The following is a 25,172-nucleotide window of genomic DNA, read 5'->3' as shown; positions in this document are numbered from 1 at the left end:
AGTTTTATCATTTGAATGTTGAGGTATGTATACTATATGATAGAAATATTCACATAAAAAGGAGGCATAACATGTTTGAAGATGGACTAGCATTGGATTGGGGCTACATATTAGACACTGTCATCGGATTTGGAATTCAGATTATTATTCTGATTTTAGCTATGATGATAGTTAAACCAATTGGAAAAAAAATCATCTCTGCAAGCATAAGAAAATCAAGTTCAAAACAAAGGGTATCAGAAGCAAGAATACAAACATTAGAGAAATTATTACTTAACGTATTTTCATATGTGTTAATATTTGTATTCGTCGTCATGTTCTTTGCAATTATCGGATTAGATATTGCTCCACTAATAGCAGGTGCAGGTGTTGTCGGCCTTGCTATTGGTTTTGGTGCACAAGGATTAGTCAGTGACATTGTAACTGGTTTTTTCATTCTATTAGAAAAACAAGTCGATGTTGGAGACTATGTTACGACAGCTGGATATGGCGGTATAGTAGAAGAAGTTGGCTTAAGAACCACACAAATTCGCGGGTTTGATGGCACGCTTCATTTTGTACCGAACCGTGAAATTTCTGGTGTCAGTAACCACTCCAGAGGAAATATGCGTGCACTAGTTGATATTGGTATCAGCTATGATGACAATATCGATGAAGCAATGTCTGTATTACAAGGAGTATGCCAGGAATTCGAATCTGATCCACGCTTTGCAGAAGGACCTGATGTATTAGGTGTACAGGCTTTCGGTTCAAGCGAGGTAGTATTACGAATTATTGGTAAAACCCTGAACATGGAACAATTTGGTGCAGAACGTGATATTCGCAAACGTATTAAAGAAGCATTTGACGCTAATAATATCGAAATCCCATTTCCACATCAAGTTTATATTCAAAAAGATAAGTAATAAAAACTCCGGGCCATTAACGCTCGGAGTTTTTACATTCATTTAATTAGTTTCCACTTTTCCCTATCATTTAGATCCTCAGTCAGCTCTTTTAAATTGTTTCAGAGAAAAACAATCGTTACTATATAACTTAAAATGACTGTTAACCATTTATAAATAGATTAGGTAGACTAGCTATGTAATTATGGCACAGCTAACTGACTTTTTTATAATGCCCTCATCATAGCCGTTACAGCTTTTACCCCAACTTCGATTGCATCTTCATCTGGATTAAGTTGACTGTGATGTAATCCGTACGGTGAATTTACTCCTAACCAGAACATGAACCCTGGTATTTCTTTTAAGAAATAACCAAAATCCTCACCGGTCATCGCAGCATTTGCTTCTTTAAATGAAATTCCTTCTGCCTCCACTACTTTAGTAAACAAGTCTACAAAGGTTTGATCATTACTAACTTGATAATAATTAGCCCCATAGTCCACATCAATTTGACAGTCATAAGCTAATTCAAATCCTTTGATGGCGCGCTCCAATTCCTGCTTGATTGTAATCATGGTTTCAGGTTGCAGGGTTCGAATAGTCCCTTCCAAACGAGCTGTTTCAGCGATAATATTCTGGACCGTCCCAGCTGTCATCTTCCCGATCGTTATCACACCACTGTCAAGCGGATCCACTTTTCTTGAAATAATTTGCTGGATCTGTGTCACGAACGTACTGGCAGTAACTATCATATCTTTCGTCAAGTGTGGATAGGCAGCATGTCCACCCTTTCCGGTGAAATCCATGAACAGTTCACTCGTATTGGCGAACAGTAAGCCTGTTCTGCTAGAAACTGTGCCGACTGGCAAATCTGGTGCAATATGCAGGGCAAAAATACTATCAACATCAAATTGTTGGAAGACGTCAGATTTCAAGATTGGATCTGCCCCACCCGGTCCTTCCTCTGCTGGCTGAAAAATAAACAACACATTATCATCGATTGGATTAGCGCTGATATGATCCAGGGCGCCGAGCGCAATGGTCATATGAATATCATGTCCACATGCATGCATTCGATCTGTATGTGTTGAAGCAAATGGCAGTCCGGTGTTTTCCGTAATTGGCAAGCCGTCAATGTCGGTACGGTAAGCCATTGTTTTCGTTGGATTTGTTCCCTTAACCAATACAAATAACCCTGTTTCCCACTTTGTAATGGTAATATTCTCTCGATTAAACTGCTCAATTGTATCTATTAAAAAGGCTTGCGTTTTGAATTCCTTAAAACCTAATTCAGGTATTTGATGTAATTCTCTTCTAATATTTAATAGCTGATCGCGCTCCATAATATACTCCTCTTCTATTTTCACTATGCATAGAATCGCTGCATTAACAGTGAGTGCTGTAGTTATTATACCTTAGTACAAACTAAATTTTCACTACGTCAAGCTTATTCATTGCTACTTTCTTCTAACACACTAGAAAAACCGGACATAACTCTTCGGTCCTAATTGATGTAATTTATATACAATTTCCTATAATATGGATTATGTAAACTAGCCGCTTTATGCTTAGTGGTAATTTTGAAATGATTCATGTGCTGGGATACCGCTCCGTTCAACCACTCCGCGTCCTGCGGGGCACGGCTGAAGCTAGGCTACTACACGAATCACTTCTTTGCTGCCTTGCACCGAGGAAGCTTACTTCGAAGCGTTACTAGAAGACGCAGGTGCAGACGTTGTGGATCTTCAGCGCCTGCCTGTCCCGCGGGAGTCTCCGTGGTTAGCCTACGCTAGGATAGGGGCTCTACAACTAATGTAAGATTTACCATGTAGATTGCCATCCAAAAGCAACAATTAACAATTGCATTGCGAATGATGGAGATTTGATGCTTAGCACTGCTGCTTTTAATTGTCACTAGTGGTGTAGTGCTTCCTTTAAGCGTAGGAAATAGGCGGAGACTCCTCATGCCTCAGCGCGAGCTGAAGATCCACTTCATTTGTGCCTGTGTCTGCAAGCATTGCTTCGAAGTGGGCTTCCTCGGCACAAGGCAGCAAAGATGCTGTTCAAGTAGTAGCCTAGCTGAAGCCGTTCCACAGGACGCGGAGCCAATTTACAGAGCTTTGCTAAGCACATATTTCTCAATCAAAATTGCCACATCTACATACAATTCTATTTGACATAATCCACATTATAAGAACCCATTTTCTTGTTCTTCACTGATTCCTTCTATGTGACAGTACGTTAATACTTGCTTACTCGTTAAAACAAGGCAGGATCCTGGCGATCCTGCCTTGTTTTTACTTAATCATCCAATTTGCGAAGTGCTTCCATGATTTCAGTTTTTGCTTTTGTTTGATCATCAATCTCTTTGATCACTTTAGCTGGCGTGCCAGCTACAACTGTATTTGGCGGTACATCTTTCGTTACAACAGCTCCAGCTGCTACAACTGCTCCTTCTCCTACACGTACCCCTTCTAATACTACTGCATTGGCTCCAATTACAACGCCATCTTCAATAACAACTGGTTGAGCAGAAGGTGGTTCAATAACTCCTGCTAATACAGCACCGGCGCCGACATGACAGTTTTTACCTACTGTAGCACGACCTCCAAGTGAAGCATTCATATCAATCATGGTTCCTTCACCAATGACAGAACCAATATTAATCATCGCACCAAACATGATAACAGCGCCATCGCCAATTTCTACTTGCTCACGAATAATTGCTCCCGGCTCGATACGTGCATTGATATCTTTCATATCTAATAACGGGATTGCTGAATTGCGACGATCATTTTCTACTACGTAGTCTGTGATTTGATCACTGTATGTATCAAGCAGTGCTTTTACCTCTTTCCATTCACCAAAAATAACACCATTCGTTTCATTTAAGAATGTTTGCACGGAACCTGTTGCTTCTACAGACGCTAGATCAGTTCCTTTCACATACACTTTTACAGGTGTGGATTTTGTACTGTTTGAAATAAATGAAATTATTTCATGTGCATCCATTTGCTTCATTGATTAGTCCTCCATTAAATTGTTGTCTTTATAAATGTAACAAAACAATAACCTCTTTAACAAGTAATATTATTTTGTTGTATACATGGATTTATTCACTTCTTTTAATATGGCACGTCTTGTCAGGATTCCAAGAAAATAACCTTGCTCATCTGTCACACAAGCAAAGGCATGATTAATAACCACTTTCAGACAGGTGAGAAAATCCGTATCCTCTGTCAAAGTTGGCTGATCCTTTTGCATAACAGCTTCTACTTTAATTTCCGCTAATCGTTCCATCTCAAATCGTTCCATGCCCATTACGCTTTTTAAGATTGGTGTTTTCGCAATTGTACCTTTAAATTTGTATTCTAAGTCTAAAACGGGAACTGACGAATAACCTGATTCGACTAACACAAGCAGTGCATGCTCGATTGGATTCCCTTCTTGTACATGCGCTACCTTCTCAGCCGGGATCATTAAATCCCCTACCGTCAAATCAGTTAGCGTTTTCCTTAACACACTAGACATATGGGACACTCCTTTTTGTTTTAGTGAAGGAGCTATTATGACATCACTTTTCTATTTTAACATATTTTTTAAAAATTTGTGTAATCTAATGTCTCGATATCATATCTGTTATACTCCATGCTATAATAAGTAATGATCGTTCGTTAGTAAAGAAAGGGTATATGAAATAATATGAAGCGAAGAACTTTTTTAAAACGTTTATTTGGCAGTTTCGTCGCGATGTTCGGGCTTGGTGGCGGAACTTATTATTACGCTCGGGAAGTGGAAACAAGTATGCTGGATGTTCATTATGTGACGGTGCCGAACCTCAAAATTTCTAAATCGTTTGAAGGCTATCGCATTTTACAATTTTCGGATACACATATTGGTTTTCAATATTCACTGGATCAATTAGAGAAATTAGTTGTCAAGATCAACCAGGAAGCGCCTGACCTTGTCGTCTTTACCGGTGATTTGGTTGATAATCCACGTCTTTATAAGATCTCTGACAGATTAATACAGATATTACAAAAGATAAATGCAAAAGATGGAAAACTGTGGATTTACGGAAATCATGATCACGGTGGGTACGGAACAGATATCATAAAAGAGGTATTTGATAAGTCAGGGTTTGAATTGTTGCAGAATGGACACAGACAAATCCAAAAGAATGATGCTATGATAAATGTTGCAGGTGTTGACGATGTCCTATTAGGATCACCAGATTTAGCGCAGGCAATGAAAGGATTGAATGATACATATTTTACTATCTTGCTTGCTCACGAACCTGATTATGCCGATATCGCAAAAGATTATCCAATCGATGTACAACTGTCTGGTCATAGTCATGGTGGACAAGTTCAACTGCCATTTATCGGGTATATTTATACGCCACACCTTGCTGAAAAATATGTAGAAGGTCATTATCAGGTTGGCGAAACACCAATGCAATTATATGTCAGTCGGGGACTCGGCACTACCAGGTTACCTTACCGTTTCTTGTGTAAACCTGAAATGACAATTTATCAATTAAAACAAATGTAAGACAGGAGTGATTAGGATGAAAAAAACGTTGCTGGTGTCACTGGCACTGCTCTTTATTTTAGTTGGATGCGGTAACAAATATGAAGGTGATTTTTCGTACGAAGTTCAAAACTTTACATTCACTGATCAAGACGGTGAAAGTTTTTCAAAAAGTGATTTAGAAGGAAAATTTTGGATAGCCGATATGATATTCACTAATTGCGAGACGGTTTGTCCACCTATGACAGCTAATATGGCACGATTGCAAAAACAATTAGACGATGCCGGAATTGATGCAGAGCTAGTTTCTTTCAGTGTAGATCCAACCAATGATTCTCCTGAAGTTTTGAAAGATTATATTTCGGAGCGTGGTGGAACCTTTGACAATTGGCACGCATTAACTGGCTATACAGACGATGAGATTAAAAGCTTTACAGAAAATTCTTTCAAAGCTTTCGTAGAAAATCCTGAGAATGATGACCAGGTTATTCATTCTACTACCTTTTATCTTGTATCACCGGATGGTAATGCTATTAAAGGGTACAATGGACAAAAAGCGGATAATATGAAAAAAATAGTTGAAGATATCCAATCAATGAATTAAAGTGAAAAGTAGAAGAGTTCGCTCTTCTGCTTTTTATTATGAAGAAAGGAAGGTGAATATATGGAAGATCAACATACAGAAATCAATAAAATAGGCCAAGCCCTTTTTATTGTGAACCGCCATGCTAAAACAGCGCTTGATCCCACACAATTATACCAGTTAAAAAATGAAACAATGAAAAAACTCTTATCAGAAAAAAAAGCAATTAAAGTAGGACTGCATTTTTCCAATAATCCTAAACAAAGCAGACAGCATTCTGTCCTTCTTGTTCAAGTTGGAAACTATTATTTTCACATGCCTCCATCCAAAGATGATATGCAGGCTCTGAAGCATTTAGGAAAGCTCGATGAATCCTATCGAAACCCTAAACCTTCCCTGTCGCTGACAAATGCAAAGAAAACATTACTAGTCTATTTGGATTGGTCAGTAAAAGCAACTAAGCAGAAGCAAGCCAAGCCTAAACCAAAATACTCACCATTTACGAATTCCCCTTCTTCTCTGTCTCCTTTTTATCATAAGCGAAAAAGGTGGTAATTCACCTATTTATTCAAACCGCGCTAAGAGGCTGATGCAATGCTAGCCTCTTAGCACGGTCATCCTTTCACTTAAGAAAAATCGGGCATAAACCGCCCGGTCCTAGTTGACTTAATTAATAAACAACTTCCTATAGTATGGATTATGTCAACTAAGGCTATATGGCAAAACGGTCATTTTGAAATATTTTATCTGCGTTGCAAAGCTCCGGAAATAGGCTCCGCGTCCTGTGGGCACGGCTTCAGCTAGGCTACTGCTTGAACAGCATCTTTGCTGCCTTGTGCCGAGGAAGCCCACTTCGAAGCAATACAGGCACAAATAAAATGGATCTTCAGCTCGCGCTGATTCCACGGGAGTCTCCGCCTATTTCCTACGCTTGAGGGAAGTGCTACAAATTATGTAACAGCAAAAAGCAGTCGTGCTAGGAATGTATCTCATCAATTATGGTGTAAATCTTGCAGATAGTGCTTCATATCCTAGCTGTCGCATAAATTGTGGAGCTATACATCAGCGTAGGCCAACCACGGAGACTCCCGCGGGATTGTGCAGGTGCTGAAGATCCACTTTGTGAAGTGCTCTTCTTCACAAAGTTAGCTTCAGCCGTGCCCCGCAGGACGCGGAGTGGTTGGACGAAGCGGTATCCCAGCACATTAAATATCTCAACATGGGTGCTCGGCTAGCAATGGGTAGTTTACATAATCCATATTATAGGAACCCATCTTCCTATTCAGCATGATTACTTCTATGACTGCACTTATATACTTTCTTTGCTTATAAGAACGAAACTTCCTATTCAATTTTACTGCTATTATTACGCTTATATGCTTTCCTGACTAATTACAAATACCTCTTGTCCATTATCTTATAAACGATATCGCTCGTTTCACACTTAATACAATGGAAAAAATAACTACCGCATACAGAAAATATTTCCAATCGTTTGCTGATGTAAATCTAGTCATAATTAAACACATTAACAGAATGACGAATAAATAAGTGATAAAAGCATTCCATTCTAAAGCCATCACAAACCGCACAAATGGTTTTAACAGAAAATAAAGACCAATAAGTCCAAGTACAACGTATACAACTAAGCGCGCTTCTGCTTGCATAGTTAATAGTATATAATCGGATCCGCTCACTATCTTATTCCATAACTCTTTTAGCATTTTGTATCTCTCCCTTTCAATTTATGATAAAATAATGCTAGTTTTGATAATTAGTACTATTATCTCCAAGCTTTTTGCTAGTTATAATAGAAATATCGGGAGGTAACAAGATGGAAGCATCTATAAATCGTAAAGTTAAGGATATTGAGATATCAGGAATCAGGAAATTTTTCAACATGGTCGCTGATAAATCAGACATTTTGTCTCTAACAATTGGTCAGCCGGATTTCCCTACTCCTGAACATGTAAAAGCCAAAACGAAAGAAGCAATCGACCATAATAAAACTACCTATACACATAATGCTGGTATTTTGCCATTAAGACAGGCTATTTCGTCCTTTGTTAAAAAGAGATATCAATTGGAATATAACGCTAATGAAGAGGTTATTGTGACTGCAGGAGCTTCTCAAGCAATTGATGTTTGCTTACGTACAATTGTAGAAAATGGGGATGAAGTCATACTACCTGGACCTGTTTATCCAGGCTATGAACCACTCGTCAAGCTAGCAGGAGGCGTCCCTCGTTACGTTGATACACGTGCAACTCAATTTAAAATGACGGCAGAAGCAATTGAAAATGCGATAACTGACAAGACAAAAGCTATTATCATACCTTATCCATCGAATCCGACCGGTGTCACATTAACTGAGAAAGAGCTAGGTGACATTGCTGCAGTTATTAAGAAGCATCAGCTTTTTATGATTGCAGATGAAATTTACAGCGAATTAGTTTATGAGACAAGTCATTTTTCTATTGGAAGGTTTGAAGAAATTCGCGATCAGGTAATCATTATTAATGGCGTGTCGAAATCACACTCGATGACTGGATACCGTATTGGATATATTCTCGCAGCTGACTGGTTATGTAAGCATATGCTTAAGGTTCACCAATATAATGTCTCTTGTGCGTCATCCATCAGTCAGTATGGTGCATTGGAAGCTATCCAGAACGGGATGAACGATCCTGTTGAAATGAAAAAAACGTACCAGAAGCGTCGAGATTATGTTTATCATAGACTCAAATCCATGAATCTAGCTTCTTACAAACCAGAGGGCGGATTTTACTATTTTATTGACATTCGTCATCTTGGAAGTACATCGTTTGAAGTTGCTTTACGATTAGTGGAGGAAGCAAAAGTGGCATTAGTACCTGGCAGTGCATTTTCCGAATATGGAGAAGGATATCTTCGCCTATCCTATGCTTACGATATGGATACATTAGAAGAAGGATTAAACAGAATCGAACGAATCATAACTAGACAATAACGTTACTTATTGAAACAGAATACCATTCTTCACCTTCATAAAATAAGCGTTCGTATGTTCTAGATATGATCTTTGATTGCGTGGTATAAAATCGTTATGCAGCAATGAATCGGATACGGAAAAACACCAGAATCGGTTAGTCCTGGTGTTTTTTTTCATCTTGTTTGCGCTTGTACATTTCATAATCATTAAGTAACTCATCAAGCTCTTGACTAATATGTATGGATTCCTTACTTGTAATTCCTTTTTTGAGAGCAACATCGGTCATCTCTTTACGTAATTTCTCAATCTTACTAATTAAACTCATTGGATATACTGACATTTTTACCGTGTTACCCCCTATTTTGGTTCATTGTTATACAACATTTATCGTAAGCGTTATTGATTATCGCAAATAATTTTACCAAAGTAAAGCAAACCGCAAAATAAGACAAATCTTTTAAAATTTGCCACCGTTTTCCCCACAAAAAACAGGACCATTCGACATAGTTTTCCAAAATAATTACTAGGATTATCGATGTGGTTCTATCTGATAAGAGGTAATAAGTACTATTGTTCCTGCACAACTATTCTCCATAGTGTTAGCATTGCAGTTACCTCATACCTTTATTGCTTATAATTAATGCGTGTTTTATTTGAGTTGTTTATTGGTTAAAATGGAGGATCTTCAGCTGTTATATAACGCACTAGTGGCATAGAGCAGGAAAGTATAAGTAGTTATTACGTTGTATTTTAAAAATACTCGTCTTTCGTGAGTGCCGAATTTTTTCGTATACTCTGCAGATTATAATCTTTTCACTGCGTCAATCTGCTTCAGCGTTATAATTTTATCTCTCTTTGTAGAACAAAAACCTCAATAGTACTTGTGCTATTGAGGTTCATCAAGTCTGGTCATTATTTAACGCGATCAAAGATACTATATCCTATACATCCGATTAAGATCACAAAGCAAACGATACCAAACAATTCTGTTTCTCCCATCATTCACACCTCATTTTCAAGATACTACTTTCTCTAGTATACCTCACCTGTTCATTTTAATAAAGAAAAATTTACTAAAATTTCTTCTAGTTAACTTAAAGTTAACAGCTTGATCATGCTATAATAGAAGCGTTCGATTTATTTGATTTTGGAAGGCGAGGAATTATTTTTGTCATATTGTCCAAATTGTGGAAGTCAAGTCCAGGAAATAGAGACATTCTGTGTATCCTGCGGCAAAAAACTTCCTGAAGATATACTAAAAAGAAAAAGACCAGTTAAACCATCCAGGAAATGGTGGTTTTTACCTGTTCTATCATTAGTAATAGCCTGTTTAATCATGGGATCTGTATATGTCTTTCAACGCTATCAGACGAATAAAGCATTATCCTATTTTAATGAAGCAGAAGAAATGGCTCAGATTGGTGATTACAATCAAGCTTCTACGCTTATAAATGATGCACTGGAATATAAAGAGTATTTTCCTGCAGCTGAACAAGTAGACTCTTTCCTAAAAGTTGCTATTCAAACTGAGGATACGTTCAAGCAAGTCAAAACAAGTAATGACGAGCATGACTTTCAGCAATCTTTTGATAGCCTGCAACAATCAGAAGAAGCGCTTCAGCAATTTAACGGTGACCTGGTCGATCAATTAATGGAACAGAATCTGCTGATGAAAAATCAGACTATGCTCGCACAGGCAACTTATCAGCTAAATAATGATCCTTCTATGGATGAATTAAAAACATTACTCTGGGAAATTGAGGATATTTCAGAAGATCAGGCAGCTGAAGTAAAAAGTCAAATTACCGAGAAGCTAGTCTCGATGACATATGAAAAGGCAACCGCACGCTTAGATGATCTGCAATTTTCAAAAGCTTTACTTGTAATAGATGACACGATGAAAGTTATCGAAAGCTCAGAACAGCTGGAAAGTTTAAAGACGACCATCAACAAAGAAAAAACAGCTTTTGAATCTGCTCAAGAAGAAAGAATTGAACAAGCATTAACTGCTTTTGAAGAAGAACAGGAAGTAAATGAAAGTCATGCCATCGAATTAAAAGATATTCAATTACAAAAAGATAACAATACGTGGAAAGTCACTGGTGAGTTAAAAAGTGTAGCAACTGTACCGATTCATTCCATCTTAGTTAAATATACCGTTAATGATGAAGAGGAAAATGCTCTCGTCGATAATGAAGTGTATGTGTTCCCTGAAACCTTATATCCAAATGAGGTCGGAAAGTTTGAATTCACTCATTACGACATGGAATCAGAGGCTAATCAGCTCACACCAAAAGTGGAAGAAATCACTTGGTATTTAAACTAACGATTCGGAGGGCTAATAATGTTTAAATATAGAAAATATATTCCAATTACTTTAACTGTTTTGATCTTGCTAGCAGCAATCATTACCTCTTTCTATTTGGTCATCAATTGGAATAATCAGCCATTACAAGTCAACAATACACTGGCCGCCAGTATTAAAAATAATGATAGTGACACCAGCTTAAAGAATATCATACATCAATCACAAAAATCGGTCGTTCAGATTGAAAGCACCATAGACGTCACTACGAAAACAGGATCTGGTTTTTTGATTAATAATAATGGAGATATTATTACAAATGCACATGTAGTAAAAGATGCTGATTCTATTGTGGTGAAATTATCGAACACTCGTGAATATCCCGCCGCCATCGTAGGGATTGGTGAAGAGCAAGATTTTGCCGTTATTCGAATACCTGATATTAACGATCTTGAACCAATCCCACTGGATACGAATCAGTCCATAGATATTGGCGATGAGATTATGGCAATAGGGAGTCCGATGGGGATACAAAATAGTGTATCATTAGGTTTAATTGTCGGTACAGATCGTTCTTTTACCATTAATGATTACCAATATGATGAGGTTTACCAAATTTCCGCAAATATTACTCATGGCAATAGTGGTGGACCACTCATTTTACGTAGTACTGGTAAGGTAATCGGTATTAATTCAGCAGGAATATCTGATACCGACATCGGATTCAGTATACCGATTACTCAAGTAGCAGCGAAGGTTAGCGAATGGACCAGCAATGTGAAAGAAGACGAATTAAACTATCTTTCACCCCTTAATCAGCAAGTAGATAAAGAAAAGCTTGAAGAGAACGTCAATTACGTCGCCGATTACTTCTTTGATAATATCGCATTACGAGATTACGTGAATGCCTATTCTCTGCTTGGCAGTCAGTATCAGGGTCAAACAAGCTATACAGCATTTCGCCAATCATTTCAGAATATGATTGATCTAAAAGTAGAAAAGAAATCCATTAAAAATATCGAAAATGAACAAGCAGAAATGGAAATTAACGTTAAGACCACAGTTCGCAATAATAATTATGAAGAAACAGAAAAATCGATGGTATATAACATGACCATTGGCTATGAGAATGATCAGCTTAAAATTTTACAACTTGATAAAGCAAATGAATGAGATGGGGTGCTCTATTGAAATATACCATTACTATTCTTCTCCTATTATTCCTGCTATCTTGCAGTCACAATGAAACGAATGAAACAATGATCACTAATGATAAAGAAATGGAGAATACTGAACAATCATTTACGGAAGAAACGAATATCGAAAATACACCAGCAGAAGAAGAGAATCGAGAACTGGAATTTGTTTTGGAACAGGAGACTGTCACGTTAAATACAGAAAATATTCCAATACTAAAAGAATACCTATCCGTCATGCCATATCAGCAACAAGACGTAGCTGATATGGCATTGCAAAAATTAGAAATAGAGGGGCTCTACCTTCTCTCTTTTAATTGTAATGATACGACATGTTCCTATTTATTACTTGATCGCAATGAACCAAATCGATCTTTTTTACTTGATGATCTGGTACTAATAGAAGAGATACTTCCTTCACCTGAACAGAATCACTTTCTCTTTCTATTTAAACAATCTGACACAGAACAATATACTGTATTTAATATAGAAGATTGGAAAGTCCTCGACCCCCAACCGAAATTAACAGAGACCAAAGAAATTACAGAGGCAGCCTGGTTGGATGAAGAAACGTTTGATATCTTCTACCATACTCCTGAAAATCAAGAAACGCTTCAGCAAACGATATCTTTACTTAGTGATGGTGCTGTGGGATATGAAGATAATTAATTAAGAAAAACCGGGCATAACCCACCCGGTCCTCATTGACTTAATTAATAAACAACTTCCTATAATATGGATTATGTCAACAAAGACTGTATTGCCAAATGGTCATTTTGATATCGTTTATCTGCTTAGCAAAGCTCCGGAAATAGGCTCCGCGTCCTGTGGGCACGGCTTCAGCTAACTTGGTAAAGAAAATTCTTTTCTTTACCAAGTGGATCTTCAGCTCGCGCTGATTCCACGGGAGTCTCCGCATATTTCCTACGCTTAAGGGAAGTGCTACAATGCATGGAACAGCAAAAAGCAGTGGTTCTAGGCATTTTTCAATAACTATTATTTATGCATACAATCAATATGCTAGCTCTACCAAAAATTGTAGAAGCCCAATTCTAGCGTAGGCCAACCACGGAGACTCCCGCGGAACAGGCAGGCGCTGAAGATCCACTTTGTGATGCGCTCTTCTTCACAAAGTTAGCTTCAGCCGTGCCCCGCAGGACGCGAAGTGGTTGGACAGAGCGGTATTCTAGCACATTAAATATCTCAATATGGATGCTTAGCTAGTAATGCTTAGTTAACATAATCCATATTATAGGAACTCAACTTCATGTTCAATATAATTACTGCTATGACCGTATTCTTATACTTGGTACATACTAAATTTTCACTACGTCGAACTTCTTCATTGCTAAAATTTTATACTTTCCTACCGTATAAACTTAAAGCGAGCGTCCTCAGGCGCTCGCTTTTTAATTATTCAAATATTAACGTTTCTTTTGTTTTAATATCTACCCTCTCCCCTTCGATATAGAATTGGGTATGAATATAAATGGTATGCTTTCCTTTTTCCAAAGTGTCAAACAGCAAGGTTGGCTGCGGATAGTATTGGTAATCAGCGTTCAGCTGTTTGGTGACCGGGCTACCTGTAAATGTCGGATTATCAGCATCAATCGTCACTTGAGTCAAAGGAGAGCGGTGTTCAATTACAAGTGACGCTTCACCTGTATACTGTAACGAACGTAACACTTGAAATCCTTCCTCTAACGGCTCAATTCTAATATGTACGATAAAATCCTTATATTGTTCCTCCAGTTTAACGGTTTCTGCAAGGACAGATTTTTGAAAGACGCCTGTAATAAACAGCATGAAGGCTGCAATACAAGCGATTACAACAATAGTGATTGTAAATCGTTTCCACACCACTTTCCCGACCTCCTCCACTCTTTCCCCTTATTATATATAGACGATTAGGTATGCCATTTTGTTTCATTTCATTTTAAAAATGCATATTTTTTTCAAAATTCTACAAGATATGTATAAGCTTGATTTCATATACGGAAGGAAGAAAAAAAGAGATGAAGAAAGCACTATACATCATGATTTTATTCATTGCAATGCTTGTTGCCTGTAATAATCAGGAACCTTCTGCTCAAGAAGATATCCAATCAGATATTACACAAATAAGCTCTAACACTCCAAATGCCAATCAAAATAATACAATCTCCACAAAGGTCAAAGATTTTATGGATAATCAGACTGATGACGTTGCATCCTACAAAGCAATACATATTAACGATGAACTGTTTGTAGCATTTACAGCGACACCTTTCAAACAGGCAATTGAGCAAAATATAGAAAAAAAACTAAAGAAAAGATTAAAAGAGCTCACCGGATTGAAAGACGTTTTTGTTACTTCTGATCAGAAATTCCATATCGAATTAACAAAGATTGAAAATGAACAGTTAACAAAGAAAGAAATAGAAAAAAGGTTAGATAAATTAAAAAAACTTGCTAAAGACAGTGCATAACGGAGGAATGAAAAATGAAAGAACCACATTTATATAAAGATTATGAAAAAAGTAAAGAACCGAAACGTCCTGTATTAAAAAATTGCATTAAAGCCTTTTTAGTTGGTGGCTTCATTTGTTTGATCGGTCAAGCAATATCAACGTTTTACATGTATTTTTTTAATTTCACCGAACAAACTGTCGGCAATCCCACTGTTGCAACATTAATTTTTATAACAATGCTGCTTACAGGATTTGGCGTATATGACCGATTTGCTCAATTTGCTGGTGCTGGTACAGCCGTTCCTGTTACCGGCTTTGGCAATGCTGTTATATCTGCTGCAATTGAACATCGAACAGAGGGCTTTGTACAGGGTGTCGGCGGAAACATGTTTAAGCTTGCTGGTTCCGTTATTTTATTCGGTGTTTTTTCTGCATTTATTATTGCATTAATTAAAACAATTTTTTCTTAATTGGAGTGGCGCGATATGATTACTGGTAAACAAACATGGTTATTTGATACACCTCCCACTATTATCTCAACAGGTGTAGTTGGAGGGCCTTTTGAAGAGCAAGGTAATATTCCGAATGACTTTGATTATTTTTACTCTGATCAATGGATGGACGAAAAATCATTTGAACTGGCACATCAGCATATGATCGAAGATGCTTGTCATTATGCTGTCGAGAAAGCAAATTTGGATCTAAGTGATATTCAGTTTTTTCTTCATGGTGATCTTATCAATCAATTGACTCCATCCAATTTTGCAGCTCGGGGCCTGGCGATTCCTTATCTTGGATTGTTTAATGCCTGTGCTACTTCTATGGAGGGATTAGCTCTATCTGCTTTAATTATGAGTCAAATGCAAGCTGAGTATGTGATTACTGGTGCAGCAAGTCATAATTCTGCTGTCGAGCGCCAATTTCGTTACCCGACTGAATATGGCAGCCAAAAGCCTGACTCCTCGCAATGGACTGTAACAGGTGCAGGCGTAGCTATTTTAGCCAAAAATGGTGCAGGTCCAAAGGTAACGTCAGCTACGATCGGCAAAGTCATTGACCGGCAGTTAAAGGATCCATTTAATATGGGTGGAGCTATGGCACCTGCAGCGTATGATACCATCACCCAGCACTTAAAGGATCGCAATATTACTGCAGATTATTACGACTATATTATCACAGGTGATTTGGCCAAATATGGACGAGATATTTGTCTAGACTTATTGTCAAAGGATAATTATCAAATACAGGAAAGTAAGTTTATTGACTGCGGATTGACGGTTTACAAACCGAATCAGCCTGTCTTCGCTGGTGGTAGTGGTCCTGCATGTTCTGCAGTAGTAACTTACGGCCATTTTGTTAAAAAACTCATGCAAGGAGAATGTAACAAAATCCTCGTAGTAGCGACCGGAGCCTTACTTTCTCCATTAACCGTTCAGCAAAAGCAGACAATACCTTGTATTGCTCATGCTGTTTCAATTGAAAATGTTTAAGGATCGAGGTGAAGATAAATGGTATTTCTTTGGGCATTTCTCGTAGGAGGACTGATTTGTGTAATTGGTCAGTTATTATTCGATGTAGCTAAATTGACACCTGGTCATACATTAAGCATTCTAGTAGTAGCAGGTGCTATTTTGGATGGCTTCGGCTTATATGAGTCACTAATAGATTTTGCCGGCGCAGGTGCAACCGTTCCAATCACAAGCTTTGGAAACTCTCTCGTGCATGGAGCCCTTGCTGAAGCGGAAAAACACGGGATCATTGGAGTTGTAACAGGAATGTTTGAAGTTACAAGTGCCGGTATCTCCTCTGCAATTATATTTGGTATGATCGGCGCAATCTTCTTCAAGGCAAAAGGATAATAGAGTGAGATCAATGATTGAATGTCATTTTGTTGCAAGCCATTTTTTGAATTGAGATACGGACGAGATTGGTTTTGTGCAAAAATCTGATTAAGGTTGGAGCTGCTTCGGGTATTTGCTTCCATCGTAATCTTTCTTACAACTGAAGATATCCCTTTTTCGAGTATTGTTTTAAAGCACAAGCATTCTTCTTACTACAGCCGCTATTAACATCGCTGTAAAATGTATTAAAAACACCAGCTGATATAAACTGTTTAACTGTACCATTACTTCCTTTCATTACTAAAAAAAAGGTTCCGATCAATAAGTTGACCGGAACCTTTTTTTACATTGTTATATAAACTTTACCTAGCTGTTGCTGTGATGCAAGATAAGAAAAAGCTTCGTCGATTTCATCTAAGCAATATCCTCTGTCCAGAATTGGCTTTAATTTATTGACTTCGCAGAAATGAAGTAAATCTCGAAATTCTTCCCTGCTCCCCATCGTTGAACCTAGCATTTTATACTGTCCATAGAAAAATTGGCGAAGATTAAAAGTAAATTGATCGTCCGTCGAAGATCCAAAGGTCACCAGACGACCACCTTTCTTCAGAACTTCTAAGGACCTGTTGAATGTCGCGCCACCAATACTCTCAATTACCAGATCTATTTGTTCACCTTCAAGCGCACTTCCCCAATCTTCGCTCGTTAGCAGTCCTTTATCATATCCTAACTGACGAGCCTTCTCTAACTTTTCTTCATCCCTAGACGTAGTAATGACTCGTGCACCTGCAGCCTTGGCCATTTGAATAATAAAAGTGGTCACTCCACCTCCTGCGCCGGGAATAAACAATGTGTCCCCTTTTTTCAAATTTCCTTGAGTGAATAATGCCCGGTATCCAGTTAGTGCGGATAATGCAAAAACACCTGCCTCTTCCCAGCTCATGTGAGACGGCTTCACTTCAATAAAATCCTCTGAAATTAACAGGTATTCAGCAAAAGTTCCATCCAGAATTTTGAAAGATGAAGGAGGTGCATCAGCATTGTTATACCAGTTTAAGCTCGGGTTGAAAATCACTTCATCTCCAAGTTGAAATCGTGATACGTTATCCCCTATCGCCTCTACAACACCAGCCCCGTCGGAACCTAGCAGATAAGCTTGCTCCTGGGAACCAATTCGTTCTTTCATTTTTAAGTCGCGATGATTTAAACCTGCTGTTATTACACGTACCAGAACCTGTCCTTCTTCAGGTTCTCTTACTGGATGTTCCAATAATTGTTGTTCTGCGTTTTTTACGACATATGCTTTCATTTACTCATCTCCTATACCTTTATCGTGAAGGGGTGAATTTGTTGCAATACTATTTTTTAACCACTTTTGTATATGTCCGATTCCTTTGGCACCATGCAAAGGATATTGTATACGTTCTGCTTTGACAAAAACTTCTTCCAGGTAAGGTTGATATTTTTTACCAGTCAAAGCAATTATATCGTCATACGATTGCAAGTGTTTCTCTTTAAACTGACGTTGTAAAGTTGAAACGCTCACTACACGAGGATCATTTTTCCGAAATGTGAGGTCATAATTATCAGGAACTGTATCGTTCGGCAGTAGCAAGCCATGCTTTCCTGATATGATCACCCAGTCTCCATCAAAATGATCGACATATTGACGACATAATTGATGAAGCACCCCAATATATGCGTTTTTTGCCTTTACAGCTCCCGATTCAGGTTCTTTGTCCCAAATTTTCTTTTTGCCACAGGGAATGATAAATAATTGCGTCATGACCTTCTCTCCTATCTCATTGTCATATTATACAAAATCGAAGCTGACAGTGTAAAATAATTTAAAATTATCCCCTTGATGCAATCCGAATCAGCACAAGAATGTAACCGTTTCCTACGAAATTATAAATGTTTGAAATATCAGAAAGTTTGCAAAAAACGGTTGACCAAATCGGATTTTGGTTGTATGATTGTCGTCAATCAGATATTTTAGAAAATTACTTATTTTTAAAAAATCTGTGGACAGAATAGTATCAATCGTATAGTATAAAATATAACAAGATAAATAGAAAAACGTTGACGGGAACAAAGGATTTGGAACCGGTATTCAAAGAGAGCCAAGGCTGGTGGGAACTTGGTAATACCCCCTTTTCCGATTACTCATCCCAGAGTGTTGTGTCGAAAAGTATTTCTTAGTAAGCACAACCAGGTGTACACTACACCTGTTATCAAATGGAAGCTGCTTTTTGTCAGCTTCATAAGACAATATTCGCGAGAATGTTGTGAATCAGGGTGGTACCGTGAAAAGAAAGGCCTTTTCTCCCTTGTTTATTGCTATTTAAACTAGCATAAGCAAGGAAGGATTGGCCTTTTTTCTATCTATAAAGAAAATAAGACTCACTATATAAAAGAGTTGGTTTTTATTAAATCTTACATTTAGGAGGGATTGGAATGGAAAGAACACATAAGCAAGACCCGCAGGCAGCCACTGAAAGAAAAGAACCCAGAACAGGTGCTGATCTACTAGTCGAATCGTTGATCAACGAAGGTGTTGAAACATTATTCGGCTATCCTGGCGGAGCTGCATTACCTATCTTTGATGCTTTGTATAAAGCACAAAATGCCTTTGATCAAATTCTTGCACGACATGAACAAGGTTCTATACATGCAGCGGAAGGCTATGCCAGAGTCTCAGGTAAACCAGGAGTTGTCGTAGCAACGTCAGGACCAGGTGCAACGAATTTAGTTACCGGGATTGCTGATGCGATGATTGATTCACTGCCAATGATCATCATTACTGGTCAAGTTGCTCAGGGTGTCATCGGAACGGATGCTTTTCAAGAAGTTGATGTAATGGGTGTTACAACCCCAATTACAAAACACAACTACCAAGTACGAGATGTTAAACAATTACCTCGGATTATCCGAGAGGCATTCCATATTGCAACAACAGGCCGACCAGGACCAGTACTGATTGATATGCCGAAAGATATTTCTGGAGAGATTATCGAAGAAAGTTTCTCTCCAAACATCGAATTAGATTTACCTGGTTATCAGCCGAATACAAAACCGAATCCACTTCAAACGAAGAAATTGGCTGATGCCATCAGTAACGCAAAAAAACCTGTCCTATTAACAGGTGCTGGCATTTTGTTCGCGAAAGCATCAGAGGAAGTGTTGGAATTTGCTGAAAAGTATTCTATTCCAGTCACTTCTACCCTATTAGGATTAGGTGCTTTCCCTGGTAATCACCCATTATTCATGGGAATGGCCGGAATGCACGGAACATACACTGCAAACACCGCGTTGTATGAATGTGATTTGTTAATCAATATTGGAGCGCGATTTGATGATCGGTTAACTGGAAAATTATCTTCCTTCGCACCAAATGCTACGGTCGCGCACATTGATATCGACCCTGCAGAAATTGGCAAAAATGTACCTGCTGATATACCGATTGTTGGCGATGCAAAAGCAGCATTAATCAGGTTATTGACTCATGAAATCACCCAGCCGGAACATGATGACTGGCTAGTACGCATTCATGAGAACAAAGAAAATTTCCCATTATGGTTCAATAAACCAGACCAGGATATGATTGGTCAATGGGTTATCAAGCAAGTACATGAAGCAACCGATGGTAATGCAATCGTGACAACTGACGTTGGACAGCACCAAATGTGGACAGCTCAATTCTATACGTTCAACAAACCGGACAAATGGGTATCATCAGGTGGATTAGGGACAATGGGCTTTGGCTTCCCTGCCGCGATTGGTGCACAACTTGCAAAACCTGATGAAACGGTCGTAGCAATTGTTGGAGACGGTGGTTTCCAAATGACATTACAGGAATTGTCCATCTTACAAGAAAAGGGATTACCTGTAAAAGTCATCATTGTCAATAATCAAGCATTAGGAATGGTTAGACAATGGCAAGAGAAATTCTACTCCGAAAGATATTCACAGTCCATTTTCAGCATTCAGCCTGATTTTGTTAAACTCGCTGAATCATACAACGTGAAAGGATTACAGGTGAAAACACAAGAAGAATTTATCAAGGCTATCCCAGAAATATTTGATTATGAAGGGCCTGTCGTTGTAGATGCACGCGTATTACAACAGGAGAATGTATTCCCAATGATTGCACCTGGTACAGGATTAAATGAAATGATCGGGGTGAAACCATGAAACGAATCATAACAGCCACTGTCAGAAACCGCAGCGGTGTGCTCAATCGGGTAACCAGTTTACTTCAACGTCGCCAGTTTAATATCGAAAGCATCTCCGTTGGCAGAACCGAAACAGAAGGCATGAGCAAAATGACTTTTGTGGTGGATGTAGAAGATTTTCAAAAATTAGAACAAGTAACAAAACAGCTGAACAAACAGATTGATGTCATTAAAGTATCTGATATTACCGATAAAGCCATTGTCGCCAGAGAACTGGCACTGATAAAAATAGTCAGCAACAGTCAGCTTCGTGCAGAAGTACAGGGGATTATTGAACCATTCCGTGCTTCTATAATCGATGTGAGTAAAGACAGCTTATCGATTCAAGTTACCGGAAAGCCGGAAAAAATTGAAGCATTGATCGAACTGTTGCGTCCATATGGCATCAAAGAATTAGCAAGAACTGGTGTCACAGCATTCGCCAGAGGCCAACAGCCCAGCATACAAGATGGCAGCAGTTATTCTTCATTACTAGGCTAATAATAATTAAATTATTATATAGAAAAAACAAATTTTGAGAGGATGTAGTAAAGATGACAAAAGTACTTTATAACAACAATATTAATGAAGAGGTTTTACAATCTAAGAAAATTGCAATTATCGGTTACGGTTCTCAAGGCCATGCCCACGCACTAAACTTAAAGGAAAGTGGTTTTGATGTAGTAGTTGGGCTTCGTCAAGGTCGTTCATGGGATAAAGCAGTTGAAGATGGCGTTGATGTTAAATCAGTTGCTGAAGCATCACAAGAAGCAGACGTTATCATGATTCTTCTTCCGGATGAATATCAGCCATCTATATATAAAGATGCGATTGAGCCAAATTTAGAAGCAGGAAATGCGCTTGTATTCGCACACGGTTTTAACATTCACTTTAATCAAATCGTACCTCCTGCCGATGTAGATGTATTCTTGGTAGCACCAAAAGGGCCTGGACACTTAGTACGCAGAACATATGAAGAAGGTGCTGGTGTACCTGCACTTTACGGTATCTTCCAGGATGCAACTGGTCAAGCGACTGACGTTGCACTTGCTTATGCTAAAGGAATTGGCGCAGGTCGCGCAGGAATTCTTCAAACGACATTCCAGGAAGAAACGGAAACAGATCTATTCGGTGAGCAAGCTGTACTTTGCGGTGGTACTTCCGCACTTGTAAAAGCTGGTTTTGAAACATTAGTAGAAGCAGGATATCAACCAGAAGTTGCCTACTTCGAATGTTTACACGAATTAAAACTTATTGTAGATCTTCTTTATGAAGGTGGACTTGAAAACATGCGTCACTCCATTTCCGATACAGCAGAGTGGGGAGATTTCATGTCTGGTCCAAGAATTGTAGACGAAGATACGAAAGCACGTATGAAAGATGTTCTTTCTGATATCCAAACAGGTAAATTTGCACAAGGATGGATCTTGGAAAATCAGGCAAATCGTCCACGTTATTCTGCGATCAAAACAGCTGAAAGCCAACATCAAATTGAGAAGGTAGGTAGAGAACTGCGTGAATTAATGCCATTTGTTAAGCAAAAGGCAATTAATAAAAAGGAAGTGGTCTCTAATGACACAAATTAAGATTTTTGACACCACTTTGCGTGATGGTGAACAATCACCAGGTGTCAATTTGAATCAACTAGAAAAATTAGAGCTTGCGAAACAATTAGAACGCTTTGGAGTAGATATAATGGAAGCAGGATTTCCTGCTTCCTCCAAAGGAGATTTCGATGCGGTAAAGAAAATTGCCGACACGGTGAAGAATGTATCCGTAGCAGGCTTAGCACGTGCAGTTAAGTCAGATATTGACGCATGCAGGGACGCTTTAAAAAATGCTGTTCACCCTAGATTGCATGTTTTTATTGCCACCTCCCCTATTCACATGGAATATAAATTAAAGAAAACACCAGATGAAGTCATCGAAACCGCGGTTGAAATGGTCACATACGGTAAACAATTTTTTGACCATGTCGAATGGTCCGCTGAGGATGCTTCCCGCTCTGACCTTGACTTTCTGGCAAAGATTATCGAGAAAGTAATTGATGCTGGTGCAACCGTCATTAACTTGCCTGATACAGTAGGTTATACCATGCCACGTGAATACGGCGCTATGTTTAAATATATCAAAGAAAATGTTCCGAATATTGATAAAGTCGATCTGTCCTGTCACTGTCATGATGACTTAGGAATGGCGTTAGCCAACTCTTTTGCTGCAGTGGAGAACGGAGCCACTCAAGTGGAAGGAACCATAAATGGTATTGGCGAACGTGCTGGAAACGCATCGCTAGAAGAATTTGCCGTTGCCTTAAAAATCCGCAATGATTATTATCCTTATCATACCCAAATTGTACTAAATGAAACGAAACGAACCAGTGACATGGTGAGCAAATTTACTGGAATGACGGTGCCCGGTAATAAAGCCGTGGTCGGCCGTAACGCCTTTGCCCATGAATCAGGTATTCACCAGGACGGCGTACTAAAAAACGCAGAAACGTACGAGATCATTACACCAGAATTAGTCGGTGTCCATTCTAATAATTTAGTGTTAGGTAAACACTCTGGACGCCACGCTTTTACAGATAAAATTAAACAATTAGGATATGACCTGCCTGAAGAGAAATTAAAAGAAGCGTTCAAAGCATTTAAGCTATTGACAGATCGAAAAAAAGAAGTAACGGATGATGATCTGTTCGCTATTCTTACCGATATCCAAACAGATACTTCGAATGTGAGACGTTATCAATTACGTCATTTTCAAGTACAATATGGTTCGAATGATCAGCCAAGCGCCTCTATTTCTCTTTCCACTCCAGATGGTGAAACCATTGAAAATACCAGTACAGGTTCTGGTAGTGTGGAAGCTCTGTATAACACGTTAGACCAGATTGTAACAGAAGATACGCATCTTACCGACTTTCAATTGAATTCTATTGGTCAAGGTCGCGATGCGCTTGCCGAGGTTCATGTCAGTTTGACCGTTGATGGCCGTACAGTCAGTGGTCGCGGCTCTGCTCAAGATGTTCTGGAAGCTGCCGTGCAAGCTTATATAAACGGAGTCAATCGTGCTATTTATCAACAAAAAAGCAATTTAGTCTGATGCAGGAGGTTAGTCCATTGAGTCATAACATTGTCTTGCTTCCTGGTGACGGTATTGGAGCAGAAGTCATTTACGCTGCCAAAGATGTACTGGAAGCAATAAGTAAAAAATATAACAGAACATTTCAATTTTCATCTTATGATATAGGAGGAGTTGCCATTGATCAGCATGGTACTCCCCTACCCGATGAAACAGTCGAAGCTTGTAAACAGGCAGATGCCGTTTTGTTAGGTGCAGTCGGCGGTCCTAAATGGGATAATAACCCATCTGATTTACGACCGGAAAGAGGCTTATTAGGCATTCGCAAAGCACTTGATTTATACGCCAACCTTCGTCCTGTCAAAGGCTTCCCCAAATTGTTACACGCTTCTCCACTGAAAGAAGAAATTATACAAGGAAGTGATTTGCTGATTGTCAGAGAACTGACAGGTGGTTTATATTTTGGTCAGCCTAGTGAACGAATCGATAATGGCAATGCAGTAGTCGATACACTGTCGTATACAAAAAGAGAGATGGAACGAATTATTGACAAAGCATTTCAAAGTGCTGCATTACGTAACAAACACCTAACATCAGTTGATAAAGCAAACGTGTTGGAATCTAGTAAATTATGGCGTGAAATTGTAGAAGAAAAGAAATCGGAATACCCTGATATTACAGTTGAACATGTGTTAGTTGATGCTGCTGCAATGAAGCTGATCACTAATCCGACACAATTCGATGTAATCGTAACGGAAAATATGTTTGGTGATATCTTAAGTGATGAAGCTTCCGTGCTAACAGGGTCACTGGGAATGTTACCTTCTGCCAGCCTTGCAGAGGATGGTGTTGGTTTATATGAACCCGCCCACGGATCTGCACCAGATATCGCTGGTCAAGGTATCGCCAATCCAGTTGCCATGATTTTATCTTCAGCCATGATGCTTCGTTATTCTTTCGACATGAACCAGGAAGCAAATGAGATTGAAGTTGCTGTTGAATCAGTTCTTAATCAGAACTATCACACGGCAGATTTAAAAAATGAGCATGGCACTCTAGTAAATACGTCTGAAATGACAGATTTAATTGTGAAGGCAATTAACCAATAATGCTA

At 38.6% G+C, this 25,172-nt stretch carries 25 protein-coding genes; 17 read left to right on the top strand and 8 right to left on the bottom strand.

The window, feature by feature from the left end; genetic code table 11:
* Positions 1 to 71: 71 nt before the first annotated feature.
* On the top strand, positions 72 to 905 hold the full coding sequence (locus tag MUN87_RS00555) for a mechanosensitive ion channel family protein (protein ID WP_244744532.1): 834 nt from the start codon (positions 72 to 74) through the stop codon (positions 903 to 905).
* 206 nt (positions 906 to 1,111) lie between these two features.
* Here MUN87_RS00555 and MUN87_RS00550 read toward each other — a convergent pair whose 3' ends face one another.
* The 3 genes from MUN87_RS00550 to cbpB all read right to left on the bottom strand — a co-directional run bounded on the left by MUN87_RS00550 (position 1,112) and on the right by cbpB (position 4,415).
* Positions 1,112 to 2,227 (bottom strand): N-acetyldiaminopimelate deacetylase, encoded by a 1,116-nt coding sequence (locus MUN87_RS00550; protein ID WP_244744530.1) that lies wholly within the window; start codon positions 2,225 to 2,227, stop codon positions 1,112 to 1,114.
* Positions 2,228 to 3,185: 958 nt separating this feature from the next.
* Positions 3,186 to 3,905, bottom strand: a complete 720-nt coding sequence (gene dapD, locus MUN87_RS00545) for a 2,3,4,5-tetrahydropyridine-2,6-dicarboxylate N-acetyltransferase (RefSeq protein WP_305037425.1) — start codon at positions 3,903 to 3,905, stop codon at positions 3,186 to 3,188.
* Positions 3,906 to 3,974: 69 nt separating this feature from the next.
* Positions 3,975 to 4,415: a cyclic-di-AMP-binding protein CbpB gene (gene cbpB, locus MUN87_RS00540; RefSeq protein ID WP_244744528.1), complete on the bottom strand. Its 441-nt coding sequence runs from the start codon at positions 4,413 to 4,415 to the stop codon at positions 3,975 to 3,977.
* 171 nt (positions 4,416 to 4,586) lie between these two features.
* Here cbpB and MUN87_RS00535 point away from each other — a divergent pair, with 171 nt between their 5' ends.
* The 3 genes from MUN87_RS00535 to MUN87_RS00525 are packed head-to-tail and all read left to right on the top strand — an operon-like array spanning position 4,587 to position 6,555.
* The gene (locus MUN87_RS00535) at positions 4,587 to 5,438 is read left to right on the top strand and encodes a metallophosphoesterase (protein ID WP_244744526.1); all 852 of its coding nucleotides are present in this window, start codon (positions 4,587 to 4,589) and stop codon (positions 5,436 to 5,438) included.
* A gap of 16 nt (positions 5,439 to 5,454) precedes the next feature.
* Entirely contained in the window at positions 5,455 to 6,021 is a 567-nt protein-coding gene (locus MUN87_RS00530) for an SCO family protein (protein WP_244744518.1), read from the top strand.
* Between the two features lie 60 nt (positions 6,022 to 6,081).
* Positions 6,082 to 6,555, top strand: coding sequence for a YkyB family protein (locus MUN87_RS00525; RefSeq protein WP_244744516.1), 474 nt, complete (start codon positions 6,082 to 6,084; stop codon positions 6,553 to 6,555).
* Positions 6,556 to 7,412: 857 nt separating this feature from the next.
* Here the strand turns inward: MUN87_RS00525 and MUN87_RS00520 are convergent.
* Positions 7,413 to 7,724, bottom strand: coding sequence for a hypothetical protein (locus MUN87_RS00520; protein ID WP_244744513.1), 312 nt, complete (start codon positions 7,722 to 7,724; stop codon positions 7,413 to 7,415).
* 110 nt (positions 7,725 to 7,834) lie between these two features.
* On the opposite strand from MUN87_RS00520, the gene MUN87_RS00515 reads away from it, so the two are divergent.
* On the top strand, positions 7,835 to 8,989 hold the full coding sequence (locus tag MUN87_RS00515) for an aminotransferase A (RefSeq protein ID WP_244744511.1): 1,155 nt from the start codon (positions 7,835 to 7,837) through the stop codon (positions 8,987 to 8,989).
* Between the two features lie 136 nt (positions 8,990 to 9,125).
* On the opposite strand, the gene MUN87_RS00510 is transcribed toward MUN87_RS00515, so the two are convergent.
* A complete protein-coding gene (locus MUN87_RS00510) occupies positions 9,126 to 9,311 on the bottom strand; it encodes an aspartyl-phosphate phosphatase Spo0E family protein (RefSeq protein WP_244744508.1) in 186 nt (61 codons plus the stop codon).
* An 828-nt stretch (positions 9,312 to 10,139) separates the two neighbouring features.
* On the opposite strand from MUN87_RS00510, the gene MUN87_RS00505 reads away from it, so the two are divergent.
* From MUN87_RS00505 to MUN87_RS00495, 3 genes are read left to right on the top strand one after another with little or no spacing between them, the layout of a single operon-like run.
* A complete protein-coding gene (locus MUN87_RS00505) occupies positions 10,140 to 11,297 on the top strand; it encodes a zinc-ribbon domain-containing protein (protein WP_244744506.1) in 1,158 nt (385 codons plus the stop codon).
* An 18-nt stretch (positions 11,298 to 11,315) separates the two neighbouring features.
* The gene (locus tag MUN87_RS00500; protein WP_244744504.1) at positions 11,316 to 12,449 is read left to right on the top strand and encodes a S1C family serine protease; all 1,134 of its coding nucleotides are present in this window, start codon (positions 11,316 to 11,318) and stop codon (positions 12,447 to 12,449) included.
* 14 nt (positions 12,450 to 12,463) lie between these two features.
* Complete coding sequence (locus tag MUN87_RS00495) at positions 12,464 to 13,141, top strand: hypothetical protein (RefSeq protein ID WP_244744502.1); 678 nt, start codon at positions 12,464 to 12,466, stop codon at positions 13,139 to 13,141.
* A 744-nt stretch (positions 13,142 to 13,885) separates the two neighbouring features.
* Here MUN87_RS00495 and MUN87_RS00490 read toward each other — a convergent pair.
* Positions 13,886 to 14,335, bottom strand: coding sequence for a hypothetical protein (locus tag MUN87_RS00490; RefSeq protein ID WP_244744500.1), 450 nt, complete (start codon positions 14,333 to 14,335; stop codon positions 13,886 to 13,888).
* Positions 14,336 to 14,487: 152 nt separating this feature from the next.
* On the opposite strand from MUN87_RS00490, the gene MUN87_RS00485 reads away from it, so the two are divergent.
* The 4 genes from MUN87_RS00485 to spoVAE are packed head-to-tail and all read left to right on the top strand — an operon-like array spanning position 14,488 to position 16,781.
* Positions 14,488 to 14,940, top strand: coding sequence for a hypothetical protein (locus tag MUN87_RS00485; RefSeq protein WP_244744498.1), 453 nt, complete (start codon positions 14,488 to 14,490; stop codon positions 14,938 to 14,940).
* 14 nt (positions 14,941 to 14,954) lie between these two features.
* Positions 14,955 to 15,392, top strand: coding sequence for a stage V sporulation protein AC (spoVAC, locus tag MUN87_RS00480; RefSeq protein ID WP_244744490.1), 438 nt, complete (start codon positions 14,955 to 14,957; stop codon positions 15,390 to 15,392).
* A gap of 15 nt (positions 15,393 to 15,407) precedes the next feature.
* Positions 15,408 to 16,412, top strand: a complete 1,005-nt coding sequence (gene spoVAD, locus MUN87_RS00475; RefSeq protein WP_244744483.1) for a stage V sporulation protein AD — start codon at positions 15,408 to 15,410, stop codon at positions 16,410 to 16,412.
* A gap of 18 nt (positions 16,413 to 16,430) precedes the next feature.
* A complete protein-coding gene (gene spoVAE / locus MUN87_RS00470) occupies positions 16,431 to 16,781 on the top strand; it encodes a stage V sporulation protein AE (protein ID WP_244744461.1) in 351 nt (116 codons plus the stop codon).
* Between the two features lie 325 nt (positions 16,782 to 17,106).
* On the opposite strand, the gene MUN87_RS00465 is transcribed toward spoVAE, so the two are convergent.
* Both MUN87_RS00465 and MUN87_RS00460 read right to left on the bottom strand, forming a co-directional pair.
* Complete coding sequence (locus MUN87_RS00465) at positions 17,107 to 18,072, bottom strand: quinone oxidoreductase family protein (RefSeq protein WP_244744453.1); 966 nt, start codon at positions 18,070 to 18,072, stop codon at positions 17,107 to 17,109.
* Entirely contained in the window at positions 18,073 to 18,549 is a 477-nt protein-coding gene (locus tag MUN87_RS00460; protein ID WP_244744451.1) for a DUF6884 domain-containing protein, read from the bottom strand. It lies immediately after the preceding gene.
* A gap of 671 nt (positions 18,550 to 19,220) precedes the next feature.
* Between MUN87_RS00460 and ilvB the strand changes: the two genes are divergently transcribed.
* Genes ilvB through leuB form a run of 5 tightly spaced genes read left to right on the top strand, consistent with a single transcriptional unit; the run spans position 19,221 to position 25,167 of the window.
* Complete coding sequence (gene ilvB, locus MUN87_RS00455; protein WP_244744449.1) at positions 19,221 to 20,957, top strand: biosynthetic-type acetolactate synthase large subunit; 1,737 nt, start codon at positions 19,221 to 19,223, stop codon at positions 20,955 to 20,957.
* Positions 20,954 to 21,478, top strand: coding sequence for an acetolactate synthase small subunit (ilvN, locus tag MUN87_RS00450; RefSeq protein WP_244744439.1), 525 nt, complete (start codon positions 20,954 to 20,956; stop codon positions 21,476 to 21,478). The genes ilvB and ilvN overlap by 4 nt, the downstream gene beginning before the upstream one ends.
* A 53-nt stretch (positions 21,479 to 21,531) precedes the next feature.
* Positions 21,532 to 22,563 carry a ketol-acid reductoisomerase gene (ilvC, locus tag MUN87_RS00445; protein WP_244744431.1) on the top strand — a complete coding sequence of 344 codons (1,032 nt, stop codon included), beginning with the start codon at positions 21,532 to 21,534 and terminating at the stop codon, positions 22,561 to 22,563.
* Positions 22,550 to 24,079, top strand: a complete 1,530-nt coding sequence (locus MUN87_RS00440; RefSeq protein ID WP_244744422.1) for a 2-isopropylmalate synthase — start codon at positions 22,550 to 22,552, stop codon at positions 24,077 to 24,079. Before ilvC ends, MUN87_RS00440 begins: the two co-directional genes overlap by 14 nt.
* 17 nt (positions 24,080 to 24,096) lie before the next feature.
* The gene (gene leuB, locus MUN87_RS00435) at positions 24,097 to 25,167 is read left to right on the top strand and encodes a 3-isopropylmalate dehydrogenase (RefSeq protein ID WP_244744420.1); all 1,071 of its coding nucleotides are present in this window, start codon (positions 24,097 to 24,099) and stop codon (positions 25,165 to 25,167) included.
* Positions 25,168 to 25,172: the final 5 nt, after the last annotated feature.

The organism is Gracilibacillus salinarum, from assembly GCF_022919575.1.
Classification (GTDB): domain Bacteria; phylum Bacillota; class Bacilli; order Bacillales; family Amphibacillaceae; genus Gracilibacillus; species Gracilibacillus salinarum.
Note: the sequence above shows the minus strand (reverse complement) of the source record. Positions and strands in the feature narration are given on the sequence as shown.

Coding starts and splice junctions, on each gene's coding strand:
- MUN87_RS00555 (WP_244744532.1), top strand. CDS start 72: ATGTTTGAAGATGGACTAGCATTGGATTGGGGCTACATATTAGACACT.
- MUN87_RS00550 (WP_244744530.1), bottom strand. CDS start 2,227: ATGGAGCGCGATCAGCTATTAAATATTAGAAGAGAATTACATCAAATA.
- dapD (WP_305037425.1), bottom strand. CDS start 3,905: ATGAAGCAAATGGATGCACATGAAATAATTTCATTTATTTCAAACAGT.
- cbpB (WP_244744528.1), bottom strand. CDS start 4,415: ATGTCTAGTGTGTTAAGGAAAACGCTAACTGATTTGACGGTAGGGGAT.
- MUN87_RS00535 (WP_244744526.1), top strand. CDS start 4,587: ATGAAGCGAAGAACTTTTTTAAAACGTTTATTTGGCAGTTTCGTCGCG.
- MUN87_RS00530 (WP_244744518.1), top strand. CDS start 5,455: ATGAAAAAAACGTTGCTGGTGTCACTGGCACTGCTCTTTATTTTAGTT.
- MUN87_RS00525 (WP_244744516.1), top strand. CDS start 6,082: ATGGAAGATCAACATACAGAAATCAATAAAATAGGCCAAGCCCTTTTT.
- MUN87_RS00520 (WP_244744513.1), bottom strand. CDS start 7,724: ATGCTAAAAGAGTTATGGAATAAGATAGTGAGCGGATCCGATTATATA.
- MUN87_RS00515 (WP_244744511.1), top strand. CDS start 7,835: ATGGAAGCATCTATAAATCGTAAAGTTAAGGATATTGAGATATCAGGA.
- MUN87_RS00510 (WP_244744508.1), bottom strand. CDS start 9,311: ATGTCAGTATATCCAATGAGTTTAATTAGTAAGATTGAGAAATTACGT.
- MUN87_RS00500 (WP_244744504.1), top strand. CDS start 11,316: ATGTTTAAATATAGAAAATATATTCCAATTACTTTAACTGTTTTGATC.
- MUN87_RS00485 (WP_244744498.1), top strand. CDS start 14,488: ATGAAGAAAGCACTATACATCATGATTTTATTCATTGCAATGCTTGTT.
- spoVAC (WP_244744490.1), top strand. CDS start 14,955: ATGAAAGAACCACATTTATATAAAGATTATGAAAAAAGTAAAGAACCG.
- spoVAD (WP_244744483.1), top strand. CDS start 15,408: ATGATTACTGGTAAACAAACATGGTTATTTGATACACCTCCCACTATT.
- spoVAE (WP_244744461.1), top strand. CDS start 16,431: ATGGTATTTCTTTGGGCATTTCTCGTAGGAGGACTGATTTGTGTAATT.
- MUN87_RS00465 (WP_244744453.1), bottom strand. CDS start 18,072: ATGAAAGCATATGTCGTAAAAAACGCAGAACAACAATTATTGGAACAT.
- MUN87_RS00460 (WP_244744451.1), bottom strand. CDS start 18,549: ATGACGCAATTATTTATCATTCCCTGTGGCAAAAAGAAAATTTGGGAC.
- ilvB (WP_244744449.1), top strand. CDS start 19,221: ATGGAAAGAACACATAAGCAAGACCCGCAGGCAGCCACTGAAAGAAAA.
- ilvN (WP_244744439.1), top strand. CDS start 20,954: ATGAAACGAATCATAACAGCCACTGTCAGAAACCGCAGCGGTGTGCTC.
- ilvC (WP_244744431.1), top strand. CDS start 21,532: ATGACAAAAGTACTTTATAACAACAATATTAATGAAGAGGTTTTACAA.
- MUN87_RS00440 (WP_244744422.1), top strand. CDS start 22,550: ATGACACAAATTAAGATTTTTGACACCACTTTGCGTGATGGTGAACAA.